The 22082-nt window shown below is 68.2% G+C and carries 11 protein-coding genes and 4 pseudogenes; 5 read left to right on the forward strand and 10 right to left on the reverse strand.

Going from position 1 to position 22082, the window contains the following annotated elements:
- Positions 1 to 697: 697 nt before the first annotated feature.
- Complete coding sequence (locus ACLF6P_RS19590; RefSeq protein ID WP_415951824.1) at positions 698 to 2431, reverse strand: hypothetical protein; 1734 nt, start codon at positions 2429 to 2431, stop codon at positions 698 to 700.
- 261 nt (positions 2432 to 2692) lie between these two features.
- On the opposite strand from ACLF6P_RS19590, the gene ACLF6P_RS19595 reads away from it, so the two are divergent.
- Both ACLF6P_RS19595 and ACLF6P_RS19600 read left to right on the forward strand, forming a co-directional pair.
- Complete coding sequence (locus tag ACLF6P_RS19595) at positions 2693 to 2917, forward strand: hypothetical protein (RefSeq protein WP_415951825.1); 225 nt, start codon at positions 2693 to 2695, stop codon at positions 2915 to 2917.
- Entirely contained in the window at positions 2914 to 3324 is a 411-nt protein-coding gene (locus ACLF6P_RS19600) for a type II toxin-antitoxin system VapC family toxin (protein WP_415951826.1), read from the forward strand. The genes ACLF6P_RS19595 and ACLF6P_RS19600 overlap by 4 nt, the downstream gene beginning before the upstream one ends.
- Before the next feature lie 134 nt (positions 3325 to 3458).
- Here ACLF6P_RS19600 and ACLF6P_RS19605 read toward each other — a convergent pair whose 3' ends face one another.
- Positions 3459 to 3650 (reverse strand): hypothetical protein, encoded by a 192-nt coding sequence (locus ACLF6P_RS19605; protein ID WP_415951827.1) that lies wholly within the window; start codon positions 3648 to 3650, stop codon positions 3459 to 3461.
- 12 nt (positions 3651 to 3662) lie between these two features.
- Entirely contained in the window at positions 3663 to 3875 is a 213-nt protein-coding gene (locus ACLF6P_RS19610; protein ID WP_415951837.1) for a Scr1 family TA system antitoxin-like transcriptional regulator, read from the reverse strand.
- Between ACLF6P_RS19610 and ACLF6P_RS19615 the strand changes: the two are divergent.
- Together ACLF6P_RS19615 and ACLF6P_RS19620 are read left to right on the forward strand one after the other, a co-directional pair.
- A pseudogene (locus tag ACLF6P_RS19615) lies at positions 3782 to 4507 on the forward strand (transposase family protein). The gene ACLF6P_RS19610 and the pseudogene ACLF6P_RS19615 sit on opposite strands and share 94 nt — an antisense overlap.
- A gap of 118 nt (positions 4508 to 4625) precedes the next feature.
- Positions 4626 to 5377: pseudogene (locus ACLF6P_RS19620) on the forward strand (transposase family protein).
- A gap of 128 nt (positions 5378 to 5505) precedes the next feature.
- On the opposite strand, the pseudogene ACLF6P_RS30230 reads toward ACLF6P_RS19620, so the two are convergent.
- The 7 genes and pseudogenes from ACLF6P_RS30230 to ACLF6P_RS19665 form a co-directional block, all read right to left on the reverse strand.
- A pseudogene (locus ACLF6P_RS30230) lies at positions 5506 to 6571 on the reverse strand (IS630 family transposase).
- An 80-nt stretch (positions 6572 to 6651) separates the two neighbouring features.
- Positions 6652 to 6912, reverse strand: a complete 261-nt coding sequence (locus ACLF6P_RS19640; protein ID WP_415951830.1) for a DUF6959 family protein — start codon at positions 6910 to 6912, stop codon at positions 6652 to 6654.
- Positions 6909 to 13763: a polymorphic toxin-type HINT domain-containing protein gene (locus ACLF6P_RS19645; protein WP_415951831.1), complete on the reverse strand. Its 6855-nt coding sequence runs from the start codon at positions 13761 to 13763 to the stop codon at positions 6909 to 6911. The genes ACLF6P_RS19640 and ACLF6P_RS19645 overlap by 4 nt, the downstream gene beginning before the upstream one ends.
- A 189-nt stretch (positions 13764 to 13952) precedes the next feature.
- Positions 13953 to 17555, reverse strand: coding sequence for a LamG domain-containing protein (locus ACLF6P_RS19650; protein WP_415951832.1), 3603 nt, complete (start codon positions 17553 to 17555; stop codon positions 13953 to 13955).
- Between the two features lie 53 nt (positions 17556 to 17608).
- Positions 17609 to 19069, reverse strand: a complete 1461-nt coding sequence (locus ACLF6P_RS19655) for a VCBS repeat-containing protein (RefSeq protein ID WP_415951833.1) — start codon at positions 19067 to 19069, stop codon at positions 17609 to 17611.
- Between the two features lie 242 nt (positions 19070 to 19311).
- Positions 19312 to 20100 carry a hypothetical protein gene (locus ACLF6P_RS19660; RefSeq protein WP_415951835.1) on the reverse strand — a complete coding sequence of 263 codons (789 nt, stop codon included), beginning with the start codon at positions 20098 to 20100 and terminating at the stop codon, positions 19312 to 19314.
- Positions 20101 to 20226: 126 nt separating this feature from the next.
- A complete protein-coding gene (locus ACLF6P_RS19665) occupies positions 20227 to 21609 on the reverse strand; it encodes a M48 family metallopeptidase (protein ID WP_415951836.1) in 1383 nt (460 codons plus the stop codon).
- 192 nt (positions 21610 to 21801) lie between these two features.
- Here ACLF6P_RS19665 and ACLF6P_RS19670 point away from each other — a divergent pair.
- Positions 21802 to 22082 (forward strand): annotated as a pseudogene (locus ACLF6P_RS19670) (hypothetical protein); the annotation flags it as partial.

A 22082-nucleotide genomic window follows, 5' to 3' on the forward strand; every position in this document is an offset into this window, starting at 1 on the left:
AACCCGTGGGCGTGACCACGTGAACCCGTGGGCGTGACCACGTGAACCCGTGGGCGTGACCACGTGAACCCGTGGGCATGACCACGTGAACCCGTGGGCATGACCACATGAATCCGACCGCGCTCCTCCCGATCCGGACCTGCGTTCGGTCCCGTTCTCACCCGTACGGCGCGTGACCGTCCGCCGCCGGGCCTCGTTGGTCCCGGTGTCCGTGCCAGCCAGGCGCGGGCCCGTCAGAACCACGCGTGGCTCCGCTGGAGCGATGAGACGTACGGACTGCTTGCGCGTCCTGCGTCGTGGGACCTCGCTCCAGTCAGTGACCGGACGGCAGGGGACAGCAGCCCGGTCACGATGAAGATCGGCCGGCTCCGGGGACGCCCGGAGCCGGCCGACGGTCCCGTTGCGTCCCGTTTTTCTACGCTGCCGAAACGGTTGCGCAGCCGACATATCATCCCGCACGATGCGTACAGGACGACACCACCCCCCGTCGCCCGACACCCCACCCCACCACCATTGGTCCACACCACGCGCGCTCCCCACGCGCACCGGGTCGCACTCCGGCCCACGTTCCAGCGGCGCACTCCCCCGGCGCCGCTCCCGGGCTCCGACGCCGCCCTGACGTCGGAGCCGACAGCGAAGAGCCCCGCGGAAGCTGCTTCCGCGGGGCTCTTCGCTGTCTACGTACTACTACTGGGGCTCAGCTCGTGGCCTTACGCCGACGCGCGATCACGAAGAACGCACCACCCGCGGCAATCGCGGCGGCCGCGACGGCGGAGGTCATCAGCGCGATCGAGCCGGTGGACGCGAGGCCGCCCTCGGTGTCGGCGTCCCCGCCACCGGTCGTACCGCCCTGCGAGCCACCGGAGTCCGTGCCGCCGTTCTCACCGTCACCGGAGCCGTCGCCGTCCTGACCGTCACCGGAACCGCCGTTGTCACCGTTGTCACCGTTGCCGCCGGAGGCGCCGCCGGTGTCACCAGGGGTCTCCTCGTCACCGGTGCCGTTGAGAACGATCCAGCCGTCGTCGTTGGCGGGGTTGGCCTCGTCGGGGTTGGCGGTCTCGTAACCGAACGTGACCTTGCCCATCGCGCCCTCGACGACCTCGTCGATCCGCAGCTCGAACGCGAACGAGCGCTTCGAGTTCTCCAGGATGGGCGTGGGGGTGAAGCAACGGTAGCGGGACTCGTCGACGCCCTTCTCCGTCTCCTGGGGCTCGCACTCCTCCGGGCTCGTGACGACGGAGGCGCCCTTCGGGATCGCGACGTCGAAGCTCATCGGCTCGTCCCCGCCCGCGAAGACCGTACGGAACCAGGCCGGGCCGTGGTTGGCGAGCGTGACGTCGGCCTTGACGGTCTCGCCCTGCTTGCCGGAGACCTTGACGCCGCTCAGGTCGAGGTCGAACTTGCTGCCGGCCGCCAGGTCGATCTGGGTGCCGCCACCGGTGGTGTAGCCGGAGTCGCCCGACACCTCCTTGAGCTTCAGCTCGGAGCCGGTGCCCTTGGTCCCCCCGGCGATCCGCGCGCCCGCGCCCTGCTCACCGGCGGCCGAGAACTCGTACGCGAACGTCTCGTACCGCGCGAACTTCTCCGTACCGACCTGCACCGGCTTCTCGACGGCGTACGCGGTGCCCGCCTTGAACTCGCCCTCGAAGGAGCACTCCACGACCTTGCGCAGCGCGCTCGCGCTGGCCGTGTTCTCCTCCGCGTAGGTGCAGTTGGAGTAGGTCTGCGGATACGTGATGCCGCGCGTGCCGGTGAAGCGCAGCAGCACACCGTCGGCGGAAGCTTCACCGGCGTTGCGGAAGCCGAGCGGGGCCGCGTAGGTGTCGCCCGCCGCGAAGTTCTTGGGCGCACGCGGCAGCTTCTTCACCTGCAAGGCGGGACCGCCGACGGGGGTGGCACCGTCGACGAGGACGTCGACCGCGTGCCGGCCGAACGACAGCCCCTCACCCTCACCCGTCACCTTGATCCTGCCCGCGTCCCCGGCCTTCGCGGTGTCGAGCAGATCGAGGCGCACGTTCCAGTACGGGTTGCCCATGTCCGCCGGGTACAGGAGGTTCCGCTCGCACACCGCGACGAAGGCGTTGTCGTCCTGCACTGGGCACGGAAGCTCGACCTTCGCGAACCCCTTGAGCTCGGTGGCGTCGATGGTCACCTTGTACGGCCCGTCGTGGATCGCCGTCGGCGTCACCGCGTCCTCGTCGACCTCACCCGGCCCCTCCAGGTGAAGGCTGACCTGCGGCTGCCCGGGCTCCACCTCGGCGCCGTCAACCGCCAGGTCGACCCGCTCCGTGCCGGTGATGGTGACAGGAATCGGCGCTTCCTCGGCCGCCTGCGCCAGCCCCGCCGCACCGGCGGTGGTCAGCGCCGCGGCGAGCAGCACGGCCGTGGCCGCGGGGCCGCGTCCGACGGACGGTCTCGGGACAAGTTTCATGATCACTCTCTCGTACGGGGGCGTGCGATGTCCGCCGGCACACATGAGGGTGGCGGTGCAGAGGTGACCTGCGAGGCGCCCGAAGGGTTGCATCAGCGCTGGTCACAGATTGATGACGCCCTATCGGAGGGTCGCCGTCTACCCGCTTTCGTGCAGCTGCAGCCGAAATCTCCCGCCGCCAACAGGCTCCGCCCTCCGGAGATGTCAAGGCTCTTGACAAGACCTACGCCCGTCGGCGTCGCCGACCGTACACTGGCTGATATGACCGTTCGCGACGAAGCACACCGCTTGCTGGATGCTCTGCCGGAGGACCGTCTGCTGGATGCCATAGAGCTGCTTCGCGAGTGGACCGAAGTGGAGCGTGGCGAGCGCCCGCGTCGGCGCTTCCGCACGACCGCCTCCTTCGACGGGGCCCCCGACCTCGGGGCGCGGGCCAAGGAAATCGTGCGTGAGGCGTGGGACGGTCAGGAGCGGCACACCGCGTGATCGTGATCGACACCGGCCCCGTGGTCGCGGCGGCCAATCGCAAGGACTACAAGCACGCCGCGTGCGTACGCCTGCTGGAGAACCATCCGGGCCCACTCCTGCTGCCGTCCCCGCTCGTGGCGGAGATCGGCTACATGCTCTCCAGCCGGGCAGGCGTGAAGGCCGAAGCGGGGTTTCTGCGTGATGTGGCAGACGGCGTGTACGACTTGGTCCCGGTCACCTCGTCCGAGGCCTCACGCGCGGCCGACCTGGTGGAGCGGTACGCAGACCTCCCGCTGGGTACCGCGGATGCCTTCGTCGTGGCCGTGGCAGAGAAGTTCCATGCGGCCAACATCGCCACACTGGATCGCCGCCACTTCAGCATCGTGCGCCCAGCCCACGTGCCCGCCTTCACCCTGCTCCCTTAGCGGCGAGCCCTGCGACTCCCTGGCCTGCCGAATCGCGGGACTCTGCCCAGGCAAGGGGTCCCCCCCCACGCGTACCGACGCATTGGTTGCGGCACACACTCGGCGCCGGTTCGCTCCGTACCGAGCCCATGCCGCTACAGCAGGTGGTCCGCCTTGCCGTCCTTGATGTCGAGGATCATCTGGCGCAGGGCGTCCCGGCTGTCGCGGATGTACGCGCCCTCCTGGCCGGCGAGGGCGATGTAGCTGTTGCCTTCGGCGTCCGTCCCGATCCGGAAACAGTTCGCTCCCTCCCCACAGAAAGGGTCTTCCCAGGAGATGCTCGGCACTGCGGCGGCCTCCTACAGTTCGTCGGCGATGGCGCGGATGAAGTCGCGTGACGCGTCTGCCTTGAGCGCTACCGACTCCATCGCGTCGAGCTGGGCCCGATACTTCTGCAACTGCATGTCCGCGTCGATGAATTCCGCGCCGTGCGTGCTGTCCAGCTCAACGGTGTCGAGCGCGGGCGCTTCACCGCCAAGATATCGGCTCGCTGTGGCGGCGGCTGACCGCAGGTCGGCAGGCCCTGCTCGTCCTGGCCCATCTGCGTGCGGTGACACCTACGCCCAGCTCTTCGCAGGGTTCGGCATCGGGATCGCGACCGTCTACCGGTACGTGCAGGAGGTCATCGACGTCCTGGCCGCACGCGCCCCGAGCCTCGCGGAAGCGATGAAGACGGCCCGGACGAAGGCGTTCGTCATCCTGGACGCCACGCTGCTGCCGATCGACCGGGTCGCCGCCGACCGCCCGTACTACTCGGGCAAGCACAAGCGTCACGGCATGAGCGTGCAGGTCCTGACCGATCCGTTCGGCAGGCCCTGTGGGCCTCGCCCGCTCTGCCCGGCTCCACGGATGACCTGACCGCCGCCCGCGCACATGGGATCGTCGACGCGCTGGCCGACACCGGGCTCAGGTGCCGGGCCGACAAGGCATATCAAGGCGCCGGCCGCTGGTCCGCGTCCCGTTCCGGGGCCGACCGCTCAAGCGATGGAAGCGACGGCACAACACCACCCACGCCAAGATCCTCTGCGTCGGCGAGCAGGCCATGGCCGTCCTAAAGGGCTGGCGGCTCCTGCGGAAGCTCCGCTGCTGCCCTGACCGCATCACCGACATCGTGAAGGCCGTCCTCGCCCTTCACTACGCATAAACGTGAGGTTGGAAAAGGCTCACTGATCGGGTGACGGTGGTGGGCTACGCAACGCACGAGGCTCCCGTGCCGTTGAGGGAGGTGTTCGAAGTCTCCACTCACCGGCGCAGGAGCCTCGTTGGTTTCCTATCCTGCCGCACTCGACCTACCGAACGCGCTTGTCGAGTGGGTCACCATGCTCGTCGTCACCCGCGAGGGTGACCGTCGCTGCAAACTCCCGCCGCATCAGCGGGCCCTGGTCGGCCTGGTGTATCTGCGCCGGCAGGACACTCTCGCGCAACTGGCTGCCAGCTTCGGCATTTCAGTGGGCACCGCGTACGCCTACAGCACCGCGGTCATAGACCTGCTCGCCGAGAGGGCGCCCGGCCTGCTCAAGGTGCTGCGCGAGGCGGACCCGGATTTCGTGCTGCTGGACGGCGCTCTCGCCGAATGCGACCGGGTCGGCGACGGCCGCAGGCGGACTACTCCGCCAAGCACCGTCGGCACGGCGTGAACGTGCAGGTCGTGCCCGACCCAGCCGGGCAACTGCTGTGACTCTCGCCCGCCCTGCCGGCCGCGGCCATGACCTGACCGCGGCCCGCACCCACCGCATCATCCGGATCTGCGAGCGCCAGGGCGTCCCTATCCTGGCCGACCTCGCCCACATCGGGGCCGGTCCCTGGGTGACCACCGCGGTAAAACGCCGCCCTCTTCAGGACCTACCCCCCACCCAGAGAACCGTCATCCGGGCGCTCGCCCGGACCCGAGTCCCGGTCGAACGCGGCGTCGCACGGCTGAAGACCTGGCGGGATCTTCCGTCACGCCCGCTGCCGCCCGACTCGGATGACGTCAATCGCCAAACCCATACTCCCCCTCGAGGGGCAACGCTGAAAGAGCTCAGATACGCATTAGGGAATCATCCCGCTACCGGGTGACCCTCTGGCTTCACGCCAAAAACCCTCCGGGGGAGTCTCCCCGAGTTCCCTACTGAGGTTGAACTCGTGATGTCGCTGGGTCGCTCAGGCGGGTCTGATGGTCAGGCCGGTCTCGGCGAGGCAGCCGTCTATGAGGTCGCTGCGGTACTGGATGTGCCGTAGTCCGCGCCGGATGCGCTGAACGAGGTGTTCGGGGGTGTTGAAGGCGACGTTGGAGAGCCAGCCGCGTCGCAGGAGGGACCAGATCCCCTCGACGGGGGTGAGGTCGGGTGCGTAGGGCGGCAGGTAGTAGATGGTCAGCCAGTCCCGGGAGGCGGCGAACTCCCGCAGACCGGCGGCCTTGTGGACGTTGAGGTTGTCCCAGACGAGCACGATCGGGCCGCCGAGTTGCTGGTGGGCGGCGATCAGCAGGTCGCGGTAGTCGCGCCAGGAGAAGCTCTTGCGGCCGTCGCGGCGGCCGTCGTCCCGGCGTGGCCGGTAGATCAGCCGGGATCTGTGGCCGGGTTTGTAGCAGGTCAGCGCGGCGATGGATATCCGTCTGCGGGAACGGCCGCGGACCCGCACCACCGGGGTCCGGCCGCGCCGGGACCAGGTCTTCGCCTGCGGCGGCGTCATGGAGAATCCGGCTTCGTCCTCGAAGACCAGCCAGGCTCCACTCACCGCCGCGAGCCTTCCGCGCAGGGCCACACCTCCTTGACCCACCCGGCCACCGCCTCGTCGTCCCGCTCCATCGCGCGTCGGGCCGGGACCTGGCAGGACCAGCCGTTGCGGACCAGCAGCTTGCGCACGCCCTGGATGGTGTAGGTCAGGTGGAAGCGCCTGCCGATCACCGTCTTCACACGGCTCAGGGTCCAGCGCTGGTCCTCCCAGCCGTGCGCGGCCGGCCCCTTGGCCAGCTCCGCCTCCAACTGTGCGAACTGCTTGTCACTCAGGCGCGGCAGCGATGCCGGCCCCTGGACCGCAGAGCCCGCGGGCCGTCCTCGTCCCACATCCGCCGCCACCGCTGCACGGAGCGGACGCTGACCCGCAGCTCCTTGGCGATCACCGAGCTGGCCTCGCCCCGGGCGAACCTCTCGGCCGCCTTCAGCCGTAACTCCTCGCGAAACTGCTGCCGTTCGGCGGTCAGCCCGCCCCCCTGTGGATACCGCATGCCTCGGTGATACCGCACGAGCGACGAGCCGTCAGCCCCCACGACTCCACGAGTTCAACCTCAGTAACACCCGACCCGTTTCAATACGGCAATTCATATCCGGCCGCACGCATCATCGCCTCGTAGTGCGCGATGAATTCTCCAAGACCCTCCTGAAGTTCCCTGGCCGAGTACTGGGCATCCTCTGAGTCACCTGATCTCAACTCTTCTAGCAACCCATCCGCCACACCCTTCAGCGACCGAAGCGTGTCCCCCTGCACCAGGAGCCCTGGAAATCTGCGGCTAGATCGCCGAACAAGTGCGCAGCTCGAAGTCTCCTGGAGCAGTTCAACCTCGGTCATTGCGCTCCTCGCGGGTAGAAGGTGATGTGTGGCGCGCCCTTGGCGAGCTCCCACGTGAATATGTCGATCCTACCGCCACGCCCAAGTTCTACCGGCCCTTGAGGCAGGGAGCTCTTGACGGAGTGCTTGGTTCGACTATTGATCCCGGTGATCACGTAATCCCAGTCAGACTGGGCATGCGTGTTCCCCGTTGCGCGACTCCCCACGACGGAGATGGGGTGCCCAATGCGGTCCGCCGCATTCTGGATTCTCGCAACCTCGGACCCAGTCAGGTTACCCAGAGAGGCCCCATTGCCAGCCACTGGACCACAAAGTCTGTTGCTATTGTGAACGAGTACCGGAGTCTCACCTGCCAGCACATAGTACGTGTGCAGGTCATCGACGGTCAGGTTGTAGGTGCGGGCATGCTGCGTGTACGGGCGGTTCTTGCTGACGATGACAGTGGTGCCGTCGTCACTGAGCAGGGTCATGCCAGTTTCGAGGTCACCGGCTTCGACCCATCGGCTCTCGGATGGTGACCAGAAGGGGTGCTCGTATGTCGCTGTGAGATTTTCGGTGCCGTCTTCCGTGACGATGGAGAGCTCATTGAAGTGCTTGTCGTGCTCCGTGACGATGAGGCGCGTGACTTCCCGGGGGCCGGTTTCTCCGGTTTCCGGGTCTGTGGCCAGCACCTCGTCGCCGAGTTCAACGTCCTCGATATCCTTGGTGGTGCCATCTGCCATGAGCACATCCGTGCCGGCAAGGAAGCACTTCGTGCACCCTCCCAGGACTCGACTCAGCCCCTTGGCCATCCGCGAAGCGCCGCTAAGACCTGCCCGCGCTCCCCTACCCTCGGCATAGGCCCTGCCGAACATCTCAAGAAAACTCTCTCTATTGAGAGGAATCTCCCGAAGATCATCGGATGAAACAGGCTTATTGCAGTCAAATATCAGGCAGGGGCCAAAATTGTCGATTACGTCCTCATCGAATCCGAACAGCCACATCTCCCACTGGGCATCGTTGATGGGACCGTCCATGACTCCCTGATACTTGATCAGCGCCCTACGGAACTCATCATGCGAGACCGTGTCCTTGTTTCGCACATGTTCCGCACCTTGCGCATCCAATGCCACAGTGATGAGGTACGCGGCAACACTCTCGTCATTGAGCGACGGTGGAACTGGCGTTTGGCTCCAGTTCCAACCGGACGAGGTCTTCGTCCACGTCTCGATGTTCCCGTTGCATCGGCTGCTGGCGCCCCCACATGCCCCATCGGGACGAAGCCCGCTGGGGTCGGATAGCGTGACTGGGCTGTTGTTGGCGTAGCCGTAGCCGTTCATCTGCTGGGGGTCGGTGTAGTCGATGAGCGGGTCGACCGAGATGAACTTGCCCAGGTCCGGGTCGTATTCACGGGCCCCGATGTGAGTGAGGCCGCTCTGGGTGTCGGGGGTGCCGCCGACGAAGCCCTTCTCACCCGGCCACGTGCCGGTCGCCTCGCCGCGTTCGGCGCCATACGGGTTGAACCGGCGCTGTGCGACCTCGCCGGTGGTGGCGTTGATGGCGAGGCTGCTGGTGCCCTGGTGGTCTGAGGCGAGGTAGGAGAGGGTGCCGTCGTCCTCGCGGACGGCGATGGTCTGACCCGCGAAGGAGTAGTAGCGGGTGGCCTTGACCGTGCTGCTGCCCTTGGCAAGGGAGAGTTCCATCCCGGGCAGGAAGACCGTGGTCCCCTGCGCGTCGCGGCGCACGACGCGGTTGCCGCCGGCGTCGTAGAGGTAGGTGGTCTCCTTGCCGTCGGCCTCGGTGGTCTTGGTCGGCTTGCCTACGGCGTTCCACGTCAGGGTCTGGGTGTCGCCGCCGATGGTGCGGGTGGTGGTGTTGCCGGTCGCGTCGTAGGTGTACGTGGACTGGCTGGCACCCGTGGGTGTGTTCTCGGTGACCTTGGTGACCGCGTGCGGGCCAGCGTCGCCCACGCCGTAGGTGTAGGTGCGGGTCACGTCCTTGGCCGTGTCAAGACCCGTGTCGTGACGGACTTCGCTGGTGCGGTTGCCGATCGCGTCGATCTGGTATGACGTCCAGTAGGGGGCCGGGCCGCCCAAGGCGCTGCTACCCGCGGTCGAACCACAGGCGGCAGGGAGCTGCCCGCCCTGCTGGCCACCGACCGTGCCGGAGCCGGTGGCCTGGGCCTGGCTCGACTCAGGGGTCCACGCCTCAGTTAGGCGCTGTCGGGTGTCGTAGGCGAAGCACTGGACGTCGGGGGAGGCGCCCGCGAGGTCCGAGATCGACTGGATGTTTCCGGCCTGGTCGTAGGAGTACTGGGACTGCTTGGCCAGTCCGGTGCCCTCGATGTTGACCTTCGACTCGGTCAGGCGGTTGGTGCCCTTCTCGTAGGAGAAGGTCTGCTCGACGTACTTGCCGCTTGCCGTGGGCAGATGCAAGTTCTTGAGCTGGCTCAATTGTGTGTAGCCAGCACCGGCAACGTAAGTGTCCTTGCCCGTCATAGATGTCGGACGCTGCAGCGCGTCGTAGCCGAAGGCGATGGCCTCGTCGGTGAGGCCGCCCGCACCCGGCATGCCCATGCCTCCGGCGGTGCCATCGAGGTTGTAGGTGTTGGTGAAGACGTAGATGCCGGCCAGCGCACCTTCGGACTCCGGGACCGAGTAGGCCGTCTTCAGCGGCCGATAGAGGGCGTCCATGGACTGGGTGACCGTGGCGATGTACTCGGTTGCGCTCGTGTAGCGCAGCGAGGCGTAAGCAAGGCCGAGCCAGCCTGCCCGGTCGTAGCGGGTCTCGGTGAGCTTGGTGCCCGTGTTCGGCTCGCCTTCCCACGTGGTCAGCGGGCGGCTGAGCTTGTCGTAGACCGTGGAGATCTTGTTGCCGCGGGCGTCCGTGGTCGAGACCGGGCGGTCCAGGCCGTCGTAGGCCGTGGTCGAGGTGCCCGCGTCCGGGTCGATGCTCTTGGTCTTGCGGCCGAGCTGGTCGTACTCGTAGCGCCAGGTGTTGCCCTTGGCGTCCGTCACCGCCGCCAAGCGGCCCGCGTGGTCGTAGGCGTACTTGGTGGCGTCATAGCCAGCGGAGGGACCGGTGCCCGGGCTGGTGTGGTGGCGCAGCTCGGTGGTGCGTCCCTGCGCATCGGTGATCGTCGTGGTGGCGGTGCCGCCGTTGGGCGGGTCCACGTAGGTGCGCTCACCGTTGTAGGCGACCGAGGTGCGCCACTGCTCGACGCCGGCGACCTGGAAGATCGTGGCGGTGGTGCGGCCCAGCCCGTCGTACTGGGAGACAGTCTGGGCGCCGACCTCACCATTGGCGACGAGGAGAAGGTCCCGTGAGGGAGCGCCGACAGCGTTGTAGGTGGCGTTGGTCTTCTTCGGCTTGCCCGTGCCGTCGTAGAAGACGTCAGCGACCAGGCGGGTGCCGTCGAGTCCTTCGGCCTGCGTTTGCCGCGGGCGCATCAAGCCGTCGTAGAGCTGGTACGCGGCTTCGTAACTGCCGTCGTTCTCAAGCCGCTCGGTCTTCACTGCGGTGGGCTTGTCGCGGCTGACCAGGTAGGAGTACTTGATACTCGGGTTGGTTCTCATCTCACGGTCGGGCAGCCAGACCTTGACCAAACGGCCGAGCGGGTCGTAGGCCAGGTCGGTGCGCTTGCCGTTCGGGTCGCTCTGACCGGTCGACCGGCCCCAGGCAGGGGCATAGTCGGTGGTGGTGACGTGTCCGAGCGCGTTGGTGACCTTGGTCTGCGAGAGCAGGCCGGATGTCTCGGTGTACGAGGTGGTGGTCTTCGCGCCGCCTGCGTCAGTCTGGGCAGTCGGGCGACCAAACTCGTCGTAGCTGGTGGTACCGGTGACTTGGTAGGTGGCGGTGGTGCCGTCGTGCTGAGTGAGCCGTTCGGTCCTGGTCACCTCTCCCTTGGTCGGCGCCGCGCCGAAGGCACCGCCGTCGTACGAGGTCCGCTTGTCCGCGAGGATCTGCGTCCTGTAGTCGGGGCTCGCCGAACAGTCGACGGAGACGATCTGGCTGCGGGAGGGCAGCGTGTAGATATTCTTGGTCGGGTTGTCCGCGTACCACAGCCGCGTGCAGGTGTCGTCGTCGTCCTTGGACACGTCACCGAAGCTCTCGGTACGAATCAGGCGGACAGTGGGCACAGACGTGTCGTAGTACGAAACCGACTTGGTCTGCCGCCAACTGCCGTCGGACAGCAATTTGTAGCCGCGGGATGTGCGCGGTTTGACGACGGTGGCCTTGGTCGTCGCCCAAGACTTGGTCTGGGTGGCCGTGTCGTGCTTCCACGGCTCACTCACGACCTTGGAGACGACCTTTCCGCCAGTGGCCTTGTCATAGGTCTTGGCCTCGACGGTGAAACCGGTGAACTCCTTGTGACCGGTATAGGTCTTTCCGGTGGAGTCGGTGACCGTCTCCGTGCGGGTGCCACCTCCAGGCTTCTTGTCACCATTCAAGCCCTGCAGGAAGGTGTAGTCGGCCCGAGTCGAGGTGGTCTCACCGTTGCCGCTGGTGACGGTGACCTTGCCGTAGCCCTGCCACTGGCCCCACGTCAGGTACTTCTCGTCGGTCACGCCGTCCGATTCGGCATGCCGCCAACCAGCCGCTCCCTGGTAGTCGTAGCGGGTGACGAGATCGTCGCCGCCACCGGTCCGGTCGGTCTCGCGGATCTCCTCGACCACATACTTGTGGAACCAGTCGGCCCTTGGGTCGATCGAGCCCGGTGGAGCCCAGATCACCGGATAGCAGCGCTTGGTCGACTCACCGGGCTTGGGAAGTGCCGTGGCCGTGCACTCGGTGGGGGCGTAGGTGACGTCTAGCTGGGATCCAGTCTCGCTGAGGACAGTCGTCAGACGAAAGCGGTGGAAGGCGTCGATGTTGTCGTCATTGCTGTCGACGCGGTTCTTCAGCTGGATGCCCTGCAGTTCCAGCGACGGCAACTTGCTGCTGCCGCCCACCTTGCCCTCGTGGTCGATCTTGTGGAGCCACAGGGTCTTGGTGTCGTCGCCGTTGTCGGTGAACGTGTGGGTGAACGTCCAGGCGTCCACGTCCTGGTAGGTGCCTTCGCCGGTCCGCATCTGCGTGGTGATGCCGGTCAGGCGCTTGCGTGTGAAGAATGTGGGCGAGGACTGGCTCACGTCACACTTCGTGTCCGCCTTGCAGTAGCGGTCCACCGGGGTGTCTGGCCAGTGCGCTGCGTTGTCGGTGGTGAACTTCGCGGGCGCGCAGTCGAAGTCGGCAGTGGGCAGGCAGCGTTCGGCAGTGTTGAAGACCACCCGGGCCGGGGCGGCAGCGGAGTACACGGCGCCGTCGCGCTGGCCGTAGTCGATGCGCTTGAGGTAGCCGCCGCGGTGGTAAGCGGTGCCGTTGACATCGGTCTTGCCGTTCAGGGCGTAGTGGTTGGTCTCCGCCCCATAGAAGTACGACATGACATTGCCGTGGGTGTCCTTGACGTAGTCGAGGTTCCACCGCCAAGCCTGCTTGCAGTGCGCGCTGGTGAACGTGGAGTTGTAGCAGGGCTCACCCAAGTCGTCGCCGAAGACCGGCACCGTCCAGGTGGAGGCGGTCTGCTCCTTGCCGCTGCTCCAGCCGGGCAGGCGGCCCAGGCCGAAGTAATACTCGGTGCCGTCCGGGGTGGTGACCTTCCAGTGCTCGCCGTTGTTGTCACCGTTGGAGGCGCCGGTCAGCTGTTCGATCTTCGCCCCGGACTCGTCGGCGAGATGCCACTTCCCGGTCACATCGTCCTTGAGCAGCTGGGTGGTGCTGCCGTTGAGCATGATGGTGGCGTTCTCGACCGCCCAGCACTGCTCGGCCGATGACTCATGTCCGTCATCCGCGCACGGCTTGTAGGACCGCTCCACATAGCCGGGCTCGTAGGAGAAGCCCTCACCGATCCAGGAGCCCTGGCTATTGGTGGCTGAGGTCCGTCCGTCTATGGACTGCGAGGAATAGCCAAGTCCCACCGACGGCGTCAGGCCGCCCGGGGTCGGCACAGCACGCATCGGGTAGTTCCATGAGAAGCCGCCGGAGAACTTCGCCACGCTCCAACTCGCCGACGGGGACAACGGGGTGGCCTTGTAGTTTCCCTTCGAGGAGGAGTCGCCCGCCATCAAAGCGATCACTGTGGACCCCGAGGTCTGCGCGGCCTGTACGCGCGCGCTGGGCACGGCCGTCGGGGCGACGTCCGCGTCGGTGAGCGTGAGCTGTGCGCTCACCTGCTTCGTGTCGGAGTCGTTCACCGAGCCGAGTTCCTTGGGCCGGCCCGAGCAGGATTTGCTGCCAAGGCGGCTCGTGGCGGCGCAGGCGGGCAGTTCCACCAGGTGCAGCCGGGAGCCGTACGCCCCGCCGTACGCCTCGTCGAAGGCGGAGTAGTCGAGTGTCACCTTCACCCCGCCGGGACCGCCCTTGGTGGACGTCACCTTGAGCAGGGCCGCCGAGCCGGTCTTCCGTGCGTGCTCGGTGTCGAGGACCTCAACGCGGACGGTGCCCGGCGATTCTGCGGACGGGGTCTGCTGCTCCGGGCTCGGCTTCGGCGCGCTCTTCGCGTTCAGCGAGGCCTTGTCCTGCTTGTCGCTCTTCGGAGGCGTGGCCGTGACGGTGACGGGCAGGCCACCGACCCTCACCGGCTTCGGCGCCTTCGCCTTGTTCGCGGCTTCCGATGCGGTAACCGGGACCTCCGCCCGTCCCTTGTCCGGCAGTTCCGCCTTGTCCAGACGCTTGACCGCGGCTTTCGCCGCCGCGTCGACCGGTCTGGGTTTGGCCTTGGCGTTCGTGCCGCGTACGGGATCGGGGTTGGCCTCCACGCCCGGGCGGTCGTTGCCGGGATCCGGCTTGGTAGGCAGGGCCTGGACGGTGCCCGCGGACAGGGAAAGCAACACCGCAAGCACGGTGGCGCCCAGCGCACGGCTGGGCATACGAGAGGAGAGCGGACGGCCACGCAACGGCATCAGAAACAACTCCGCGAAGACGAGATCCGGGGCAGCACAGGCAGGAGGAAGGAGGGACGGCTAGTACGAACAGGGCGGGTGAGGGTCCGGGACACGCGTGCCCCGGACCCCCGCACTCGGCTACAGATCCACGTCGCCGGTCAGCTGCCACATCCGCTCGATCCCGATCGGATCGACGGCTCCGGCATAGATCCGCACCTCGTCCAGCGCACCGGCGAGATAGCTGCTCCCGTCACTTTGGGCAGAACGGCCGACCTGCAGACCGCCACTCGACGGCCAGGTGGTGTGATCCGATCCCACGGCGGAGGCGGTCAGGCGTCCCTCGACATACAGCCGCACCTCGTGGGTGAATGAGTCAAAGACGACGGCCAGATGCTGGCCCGACCCGTCATTGCTCGGCAGAACCAGGTCATCTGTGACCGTGGTCACCTTGGCCGTGGCACTGTCCGTGTCAGTGAGCGCCAGCTCCCACTGCCCAGTGGCAGCCTGGTAGCGCACCGCGACCCGGTCCGCGTTCTGGCCCGGCAGGGACAGCACGGTCTGTGTCTCGGTGGCGTCCAGCGTGCTGAGCTGGACACGGGCCGCGACCGTGTAGCTGTCGGCGGCGTTCACCACGGGGCTCGTGGTCGACGCCCAGTCGCCCGTACCGTCCAGGACGAGGTGTCCGTCGCCGACCAGTGCCGCCGGATCGAAGAGCGGATCGGCCGGCCGATACACGGACGCGTTCCCGTGCAGAGTGAGTGGTTCACTGCCCGTCTGGACGTTGGCGAGGCTGCCGTCGACGGCCGCGTCCAGGGGCCAGTAGCCCTTGCGCTGCGGCTTGATGGCGCCCAGTTCCGCCACCTGCGCGGGCGGCAGTACGCGGTCGAAGGCCCGCACTTCCGCCATGTCGCCGGTGAAGTGGTCCCGGTAGCCGGACTTGGCGAGGACCCGGCCGATCTGGAAGCTGCGCAGCGAAGGCCAGACCGTGTGCCGTGCCGCCTTGCCCGCCTCGTTGCCGTCCACGTAGATCCGCAGCTCGGGCCCGGCGGCCGCGTTGGCATCGAAGACGCCGGTCAGCTGGGTCCACTTGTCCTTGACCACCTCGACGCCGGTCGCGGTGGCCGTCCAGCGGGTCATCGCCTGGACGTCCAGATCGGGTGTGGAGAACGCCCAGGCCTGCGCGGTGGCGTCGTAGCCGAGGACAAAGCCGGGTTCGCCGGTGCTGTCCTGGCTGACCACGGCCATGTCCTTGTCCAGGGCGGTGGGACGTACCCACGCACTGACGCTGAAGCTCTGCCCGGTGTCCATCACCGTGCCCCACGCGTCCAGGTACCCCTCGGTGGTGCCGTCGAAGTGCGCGGCGCTGTCCGCCTTGCCGCCCGGACCGGTAACACCGAACGTCACCCCCGTGCCGGGGTGCGCCGGATGGCGGCCCGACTCGTCATGGGCGAGGTCGATGCCCGGCTCATCGGCGAGGTTCCACTGACCGGCCGCCTCCTTACCGTCCGTCACAAGGAACTCGTACTGCGCGGGAACACTGGAGTTGAGGGCGTTGTCATACGCCTCGACCGTGACCCAGTGCCGGCCGGCGGTGGTGGGCGTCCAGGTCACCGATGCGCTGCCAGAGGTCGCCGACAGGGACTGAAGCCCCTGGCCGTCGAAGCTGTACCGGAATTCCTTCACATCCGTGTCCGCCCGAGTGAACGTGAACGTCCCGGCCGTGCCCACGCCGTGGTGCCACGCCTCGTCCGCCGGATACTGCGCCGAGCCGACCTGTGGCGCCTTGGGGCGGGTGGAGTCCCAGATGAACTCGCAGCGCTGCGGCGTCCCCGCGGAGCTCCACGACCCCCACGCGTCACCGTCGTATGCCCGCGCATCCCAGTAGATCACCGCGTTCTGCGGGATCTGCGGCGTACCCGAGGGCCGCTGCTTCACCGTGTGCACGAAGACCGTGCCCGCGTTGGGCGCTTTATAGCCGGTGTCGTACGTATACGACCGGTCGACACCGTCCTTGTCCTTCCAGAGCACCTTGAACTGCATCTTGACGGGGTCGGTGCTGGAGGAGTTGTGGTCCGGGTCCCGGGCCTCGGCCCGCAGCTGCGGCAGCACATCCGTGTACGGGCGGCCGCTGCCCCAGGTGCACTTGCCGCCCGGGTTGGAGGACATCAGCCGGTAGTCGACCTGCTTCGGCGGGGTGTTGTAGGTGACCTTCAGATAGGTGTTCCCGCAGATCCGCTTCCAGCCGCCGTACGTCGACTCGTCCTTGGCCTTGAGCCCCAACGATATCCGCGACCAGCGGCCGGACGCGGCGGCCTTGGCCTCCGACAGCAGCTCACCGTCCTTGAAGTGCAGATTCGCGGAGCTGGAGCACGACGTCGGTGAGATCTTCTCATCGAGAGTCGCCAGATAGTCGTCCCAGTCGTCCTTCGTGTTCGACCAGTTGCTGGACGAGGTGACGTTGTAGTTCGCGCCGCCAATCCGGTACAGGTCCACCGGCTCGGCCCGCGCGTCGTTCCAGTACACCCCAGCGAGCCGCGCCGAGAACTGGGTGTGCAGGATCTGCTTGCCCGCGTAGAACGACATCGGGAACGTGAACAGCAGGCGCCGCGTCCCGACGTTCGCGCAGCGCGTCGGGTTGTAGTTCGCGGGGCACTTGCCCATGCCCGCGTCCCCCGAGTACTTCCAGTCCTGCGCCGACGAGCTCGTCGACATCACCGATGTCCACGCCGTACGCGACGTCGTCTTCGGCGTGGGGTCGATCACGACCGGATACACCGTGTCCTTGCCGCGCAGCAGGCTCACCTCCGGCCGCAGCGTCAGCCGGCCTTTGCCCACCGACAGCTCCAGCGGCGTGACACGACCGCCCTCCGCCGCGTCCAACGGCGTGGCACGACCGCCCTCCGCCGTATCCAGCGGCGTGACCTGGCGCGCGCCGGGCGCGGAGCGTGCCTGCGTCCCGGCCTGCTTCCCGGTGCCCGAGGAGTCCCACATCGCCGGGGCCCCCGCCTCGAACACCGTGCCACCCACCGCCGCGTCACTGGCCCGGAGCACACCGTCCTTGCCCTCGGCGACCTTCAGCCCCTTCGCGGACAGACCGAGCTCGATCTGCTCCAGCCTGGGGTTCTCCGCTGCCTCGGCGCTCTTGACGATCAGGTAGTGGCTGAAGCCCTCGGTGTCGGCCCGCACCGCCAGGTCCACACCCGGCAGGGCATCGGCATACGTCGCGGTGTCGCCCTCGACCACCGGCTCGGGCAGCTTTCCGCCCGGCCACGTCAGCGCGTACTCACGCCCGGCTTTCCGCATCCGGGCGAACGCGCCCGTACCGCCACCGGAGAACTCCAGGTCCACGACCGCGGCCTTCGGCGCGTACCGGCCGTCCTCGCGCCGCTCCAACGTGGCGTCGACCGCGACCCACTTGCCGCCCTGGCGGGTACGCACCGGCTGGGTGTACTCCTGCGCGGTGAACGAGCCGTCCGGGTTGGCGAACACCTCCCGACGCTCCTGCCGCAGCGACAGCACCTCGACGGGCTTGTCCGCCTCCGCGGCGGCGGCCTGCGCCAGCCCCTCCGAAAAGGCCTGCCCCTGCTCCTGGGCCCGAGCCAGATCGGCGTCATACGCCGCTGCCGCCGCCTGTCCCGCCGTCTGCGGCAGTACGGCCACGGAACCTGCCAGCAGCGCGCCGAGCGCCCCGACCACCAGGCCCGAACGCCAGAGCCGTCTGGCGTCGTTCGCCGGTCTCATCCCCACCCCTGTGTCTCTGGTCCGTGCACTTCCGACATCCCCGCGCCGCCAGGTCACCGGATCTCCGCCCCGAACGCCTTGCCACCGGCGGGAATCCCGCCCTCACCGGGCCGGTACGTCACCGTCGGCGCTCCCCCGCTGGCCACCGTCCACGGATATCCGTAGACCGCACCGGGCGCGTCCCCCGGCCCGTAGGCCACACCCACGAGGAAGCTGTCCGGCGTCGCCGCCAGGGAAGTGCCCGCGAACATCTGGTGTGCGGGCGCGCCCGGAATTCCCCAGCCCGGGTCCAGCCACTCGTCCGTCAGCGTGCCGTCGGCCTCGATCGCGAAGATCTGCACGCCGCCCTTGTCCAGATGCTCGGCAGAGGATTCCTCGCCGGGGACACCGACCGCCACCCGCAACGTGGTGCCCTGCACCGCGGCGGCCAACTCCTGGGCGAAGAAGTCGCCCGGATCCAGCGACTCGTGCGTGCCCTCCCCCGACTGGTTCAGAACGGCCACCAGCACCGACACCTCACCCGACGCAGTCACGCGGTACACCGAGGCTGATCCCACCGAGGCAGTGCTGCCACTGCCCTCGCCCGGAGCTCCTACCACCAGATACGAGCCGCCCTTGTACGTCCCGGACGAATCCGGCACCGGCACCATCGCCAGCGACGTCCCGTAGCGGTCCCCGGCCTCGGCAGCGCTCACCGGCGGGTTCGTCTGGTTGGGCGCCGACAGCGGCGCGGGCCGTCCCGCACTGTCCACGGTGTGGCCGAACAGCCAGACCGCACCCGCGAACGCCTCGGTGCCGATCGCCTCGCCCGGACCGCCGACCGCCAGGTGGCCGGGCGTGCCGGCCAGCGATGCGCCGAACCGGTCGTCCGGCTCGACTCCCCCGGGTACGCCAGGCGACCCCTGGTCCACCTGGGCGATCACACTGCCCCTGACGTAGAAGAACGCACCCGCGTCCCGGTGTCCGCCGACGTCCTTGCCGGGGGTGCCGATCGCCAGATACGGCTCGCCCGCGCCGGAACGGCCCGCGGCCACCGCGTAGCCGAACAGATCGGCGGTCTCGGACTCGCCCGGCACCCGCGTCTGCGACTGGCTGTAACTGGTCGACGCGGGGCCCGTGCCCAGACCGCCCGGCGCGCCGTAGACGACATAGACCGCACCCGCGTCGACGGCCGGGCCAGGGTCCTCGTACGGCGCCCCGACGATCAGGTCGCTGCAGCCGTCACCGTTGAGGTCCGCCTGCGCCAGAGCGTGCCCGAACTGGTCGCCCGCTTCGGCTCCGCCTGGTACGAACGCAAGGTCCTGATGCAGCTGAATCGTTCCTGCGGCACCGCCGTACACCACCGTCACCACACCGGCGTCGGCTTTACCCCCCACGGCCGCTTCAGGGTCCGCGATCGCCGTATCCCGTACACCGTCGCCGTTGAAGTCCGACTCGACGCCCGCGCATCCCTCGACGGCAGAAGCTTCGTCATTCGAAACCGCGACGACCAGCAGGCCGATGAGCCCCGCCATCGCGAGCCACACCAACCACGCCCCGCCCCGGAAACCTCTTCCCCACACGCCGACCGTCACCCTCCCCAAGTGAACAAGTCCGCGCAGTCAACAGGAAAGTTGAACAAGCGTCACCCCCCCCATGTCCGACATGACGCATGTCGCACAGTCACGAGATCATCACAATGAGTTGAAGGGGGAACCAAAAAAAGGGGGACCGGCCGCACGAGGGCCGGTCCCCCTTCAGGTGAAGGCGCGTCGGGTTACTTCACCGACTCCAGCTTCTTCACCTGGGCCTCGATGACGTCCGACGGGGCGTCGCCGGGCTTGCCGTCGAGGGGCATGGCGAAGATCGTGGCCAGGGTCGAGCCGCTGCGGACGACCGTGACGGGGGCCACGACCTGCTCGGCGCCCGCGCCGGAGGTGATCTTGAAGGCGACGGCCTCGTCGCCGGCCTTCGGCTCGGGCAGGCCCTCGACCTTGACCGTCTCGCCCTCCGCGCTGAGGTCCGAGCACTTCTTCGTGGCCGTGCGCAGGTCGCCGAGCAGCTTCTCGGCGTCGGCCTGCTCGTAGGCGAGGAGCGAGACGGAGATCATCTTGGTGAACTTGGCGTCACCGCCGGTCGTGCCCGCGCCGGCCTTCTTCGGCGGGTTCGTGGTGCCGGTCATGATGTCGCCCAGGACCTGGCAGTCGGAGGAGACCTTCTCCGGCTTGCCGAGGCCGCCGTCGGTGTCACCGGGGGTGAGCGTGTAGCCCTGGAGGTCGGCGGTGGTGACGAGCGCCTTCTTCAGCTGCGCCTGCGTCAGCGCCGGAGCGCCGCCCTTGTCGCCCTCGCCCTCGCCGCCGTCGGTGCCGCCGTCGCCCTTGCCCTCGGTGCCGCCGTCGTCCTTGCCCTCGCCGCCGCCCGTCTCCTTCGACGCGCCGTTCGACTTGTCCTTGTCCTTGCCCTTGCCCTCGTCCTCGCTCCCGCTGTCCGAGCACGCGGCCGTGAGGCCGAGCGTGGCGACGACGGTGGCCGCTATGAGGGCCTGGGACAGCTTCGACTTCTTCAACGTACGTTCCCCACCTAGGACTGGGCCCGCCGGCGGCGGACCTGAAACAACCGGCGCTCGTTCCGCCGGGCCGGCGCGCCCAACACGTCGCGCAACACGGGCTCATTCAACAACACCGGCTGCGGATCACTCCACGTAGTCCCGGATGACCCGGCGGGCCACCTCCTCGCGGGCGGCGGCGAGTTCGGCCCCGATGTCGGCCATATGCGCATCGGAGGGCACGATCCGGGCGGCCTTGAGCCCTCCGGCGGCCACGAGGCTTCTGCGCAGGTGGGTCGGCGGATGGGTCGACTCCACGCTGTGACCGCGCCGGGCGCTCACGCGGCGCAGCCGCTCGTACTCGCGTTCCGGGACCTGCTCGAACCACTCCGTGAGCCGCTCCCACAGCCCTGCGTGGGCGGCAGCCGTGCGCCGGCCGCTCCGCCGCGGTCCGCTGTTCGCGACGACCGCCTGCCTGCGCAGTTCGCCTTCCGCCGCATCGGCGACGAGGAGCAGGTCGAGCCCGCTTGCGGCGGCCTCGGAGGAGCCGACGTGCGCGGCGGCCGCGTCGGCCAGGTACTCCGCGCGCTGGGAGGCCCGCAGCGTCAGCACGTCGAGCAGCATCAGCAGCCCGAGGCAGGCCGCGCGGGGCACCGCAAGGAGGGCGGCGCCCAGGGCCTCGAGCACCTTCCACGCGATGAACTCGGCATGGTAGAGCTCGTTCTGCGTGGGCGTCGGGGTCAGGATCTCGACCCAGCCCTCCAGCGTGTCCAGGGTGATGCCGACGATGTGGGAGTGGCGCACGTCGCCGTTGGCGTAATGGCCGAGCTCATGGCCGAGGAGGGCGATGCGCTGCGGCACGGTGGCCGGCTCCCACAGGCCGAGGCCCAGGTGCAGGACGCGGCGGCGCCGGATGCCGTACGTGGACACGGCCGCGTTGACCTCCGGCCCGACCACGACCGCGTCGACACCCCGGGTGCCGACCTCCGCACCCACCCGGTCGATCAGCTCGAACAGACGGGGCGCGTCGGGGCGGTGCAGCACGGGGCCGTCGGCGGGCAGCGAGCCGAAGCGGGGGCGCAGCACGAAGGCGATCAGCAGGGCCAGGGCTCCGAGAACCGGATAGAAGCCGATGCCCCAGCCCAGCACGATGAGGCCGAGACCGGTGGCGGCGAGCAGCACGGTCAGCGAGTGGACGGCGAGGGACAGGGCGTACGCGGCGAGGCTCGCGGCATCACCGTGCGGCGGAACGGCGCTGCCGCCGGCCATCTCCGCGGCCAGCCGCTCGCCGTGGCGGCGGGCGAGGCTGCGGCGCAGGCGCTCGACGCGACCGAACGGCGGGGGTTCTTCCACCTGCGGGTCGACGTTCCAGTCGCAGGACTCGCACCAGGTGACGAAGCGGGTTCCGCCGGGGACGGTTCTGCCGCACTGCGGGCAGGTCGTGGCGCGCGCGTTGTCGTCCGGCGCGGCCGTGCGCATGTCGTCCGGCGCGTTCGTGCCCGCGTCTCCACCCGTGTTCGTGTACTGCACTGGGCCCCCACCCTTGATCCGCTGATCCGCGAAGTAGCGGGACATCAAATCACGTACGACTCACGAGGATCCTGTGATTCAAGCCACATAAGGATCCCGTGAATTCGGCACAACCATTCACAGGAATCACAGGTCAACCATGCACAGCGCCGCGCACTGTGTGCAGCGCTCCGGATTCAGCAAGGTTGACTGATGAAGCTTCGCCGCTCCCTGGCCACCGCCGCCGTCACGGCCGTCATAGCCCCCGCCGCCCTGCTCGCGGCCTCGCCCGCCGCGTTCGCCGACGAGACGTCGACATCGACCGAGACGACGGAGACCCAGACGACGGAACCGGGCAGCGGTTCGTCCGAGGACGACGGCACCAAGCCCGACGACGGCACCACCGCGGACGACGGCACCAAGCCCGACGACGGCACCGAGCCCGACGACGGCACCGAGCCCGACGACGGCACCACCCCGGACGACGGCACCAA

This window comes from Streptomyces lothianensis, from assembly GCF_047779955.1.
GTDB lineage: Bacteria > Actinomycetota > Actinomycetes > Streptomycetales > Streptomycetaceae > Streptomyces.

Excerpts from the sequence above, each read along its gene's own strand:
- ACLF6P_RS19650 (WP_415951832.1), bottom strand. The coding sequence starts at position 17,555 with ATGAGACCGGCGAACGACGCCAGACGGCTCTGGCGTTCGGGCCTGGTG.
- ACLF6P_RS19655 (WP_415951833.1), bottom strand. The coding sequence starts at position 19,069 with ATGGCGGGGCTCATCGGCCTGCTGGTCGTCGCGGTTTCGAATGACGAA.
- ACLF6P_RS19595 (WP_415951825.1), top strand. The coding sequence starts at position 2,693 with ATGACCGTTCGCGACGAAGCACACCGCTTGCTGGATGCTCTGCCGGAG.
- ACLF6P_RS19640 (WP_415951830.1), bottom strand. The coding sequence starts at position 6,912 with ATGACCGAGGTTGAACTGCTCCAGGAGACTTCGAGCTGCGCACTTGTT.
- ACLF6P_RS19590 (WP_415951824.1), bottom strand. The coding sequence starts at position 2,431 with ATGAAACTTGTCCCGAGACCGTCCGTCGGACGCGGCCCCGCGGCCACG.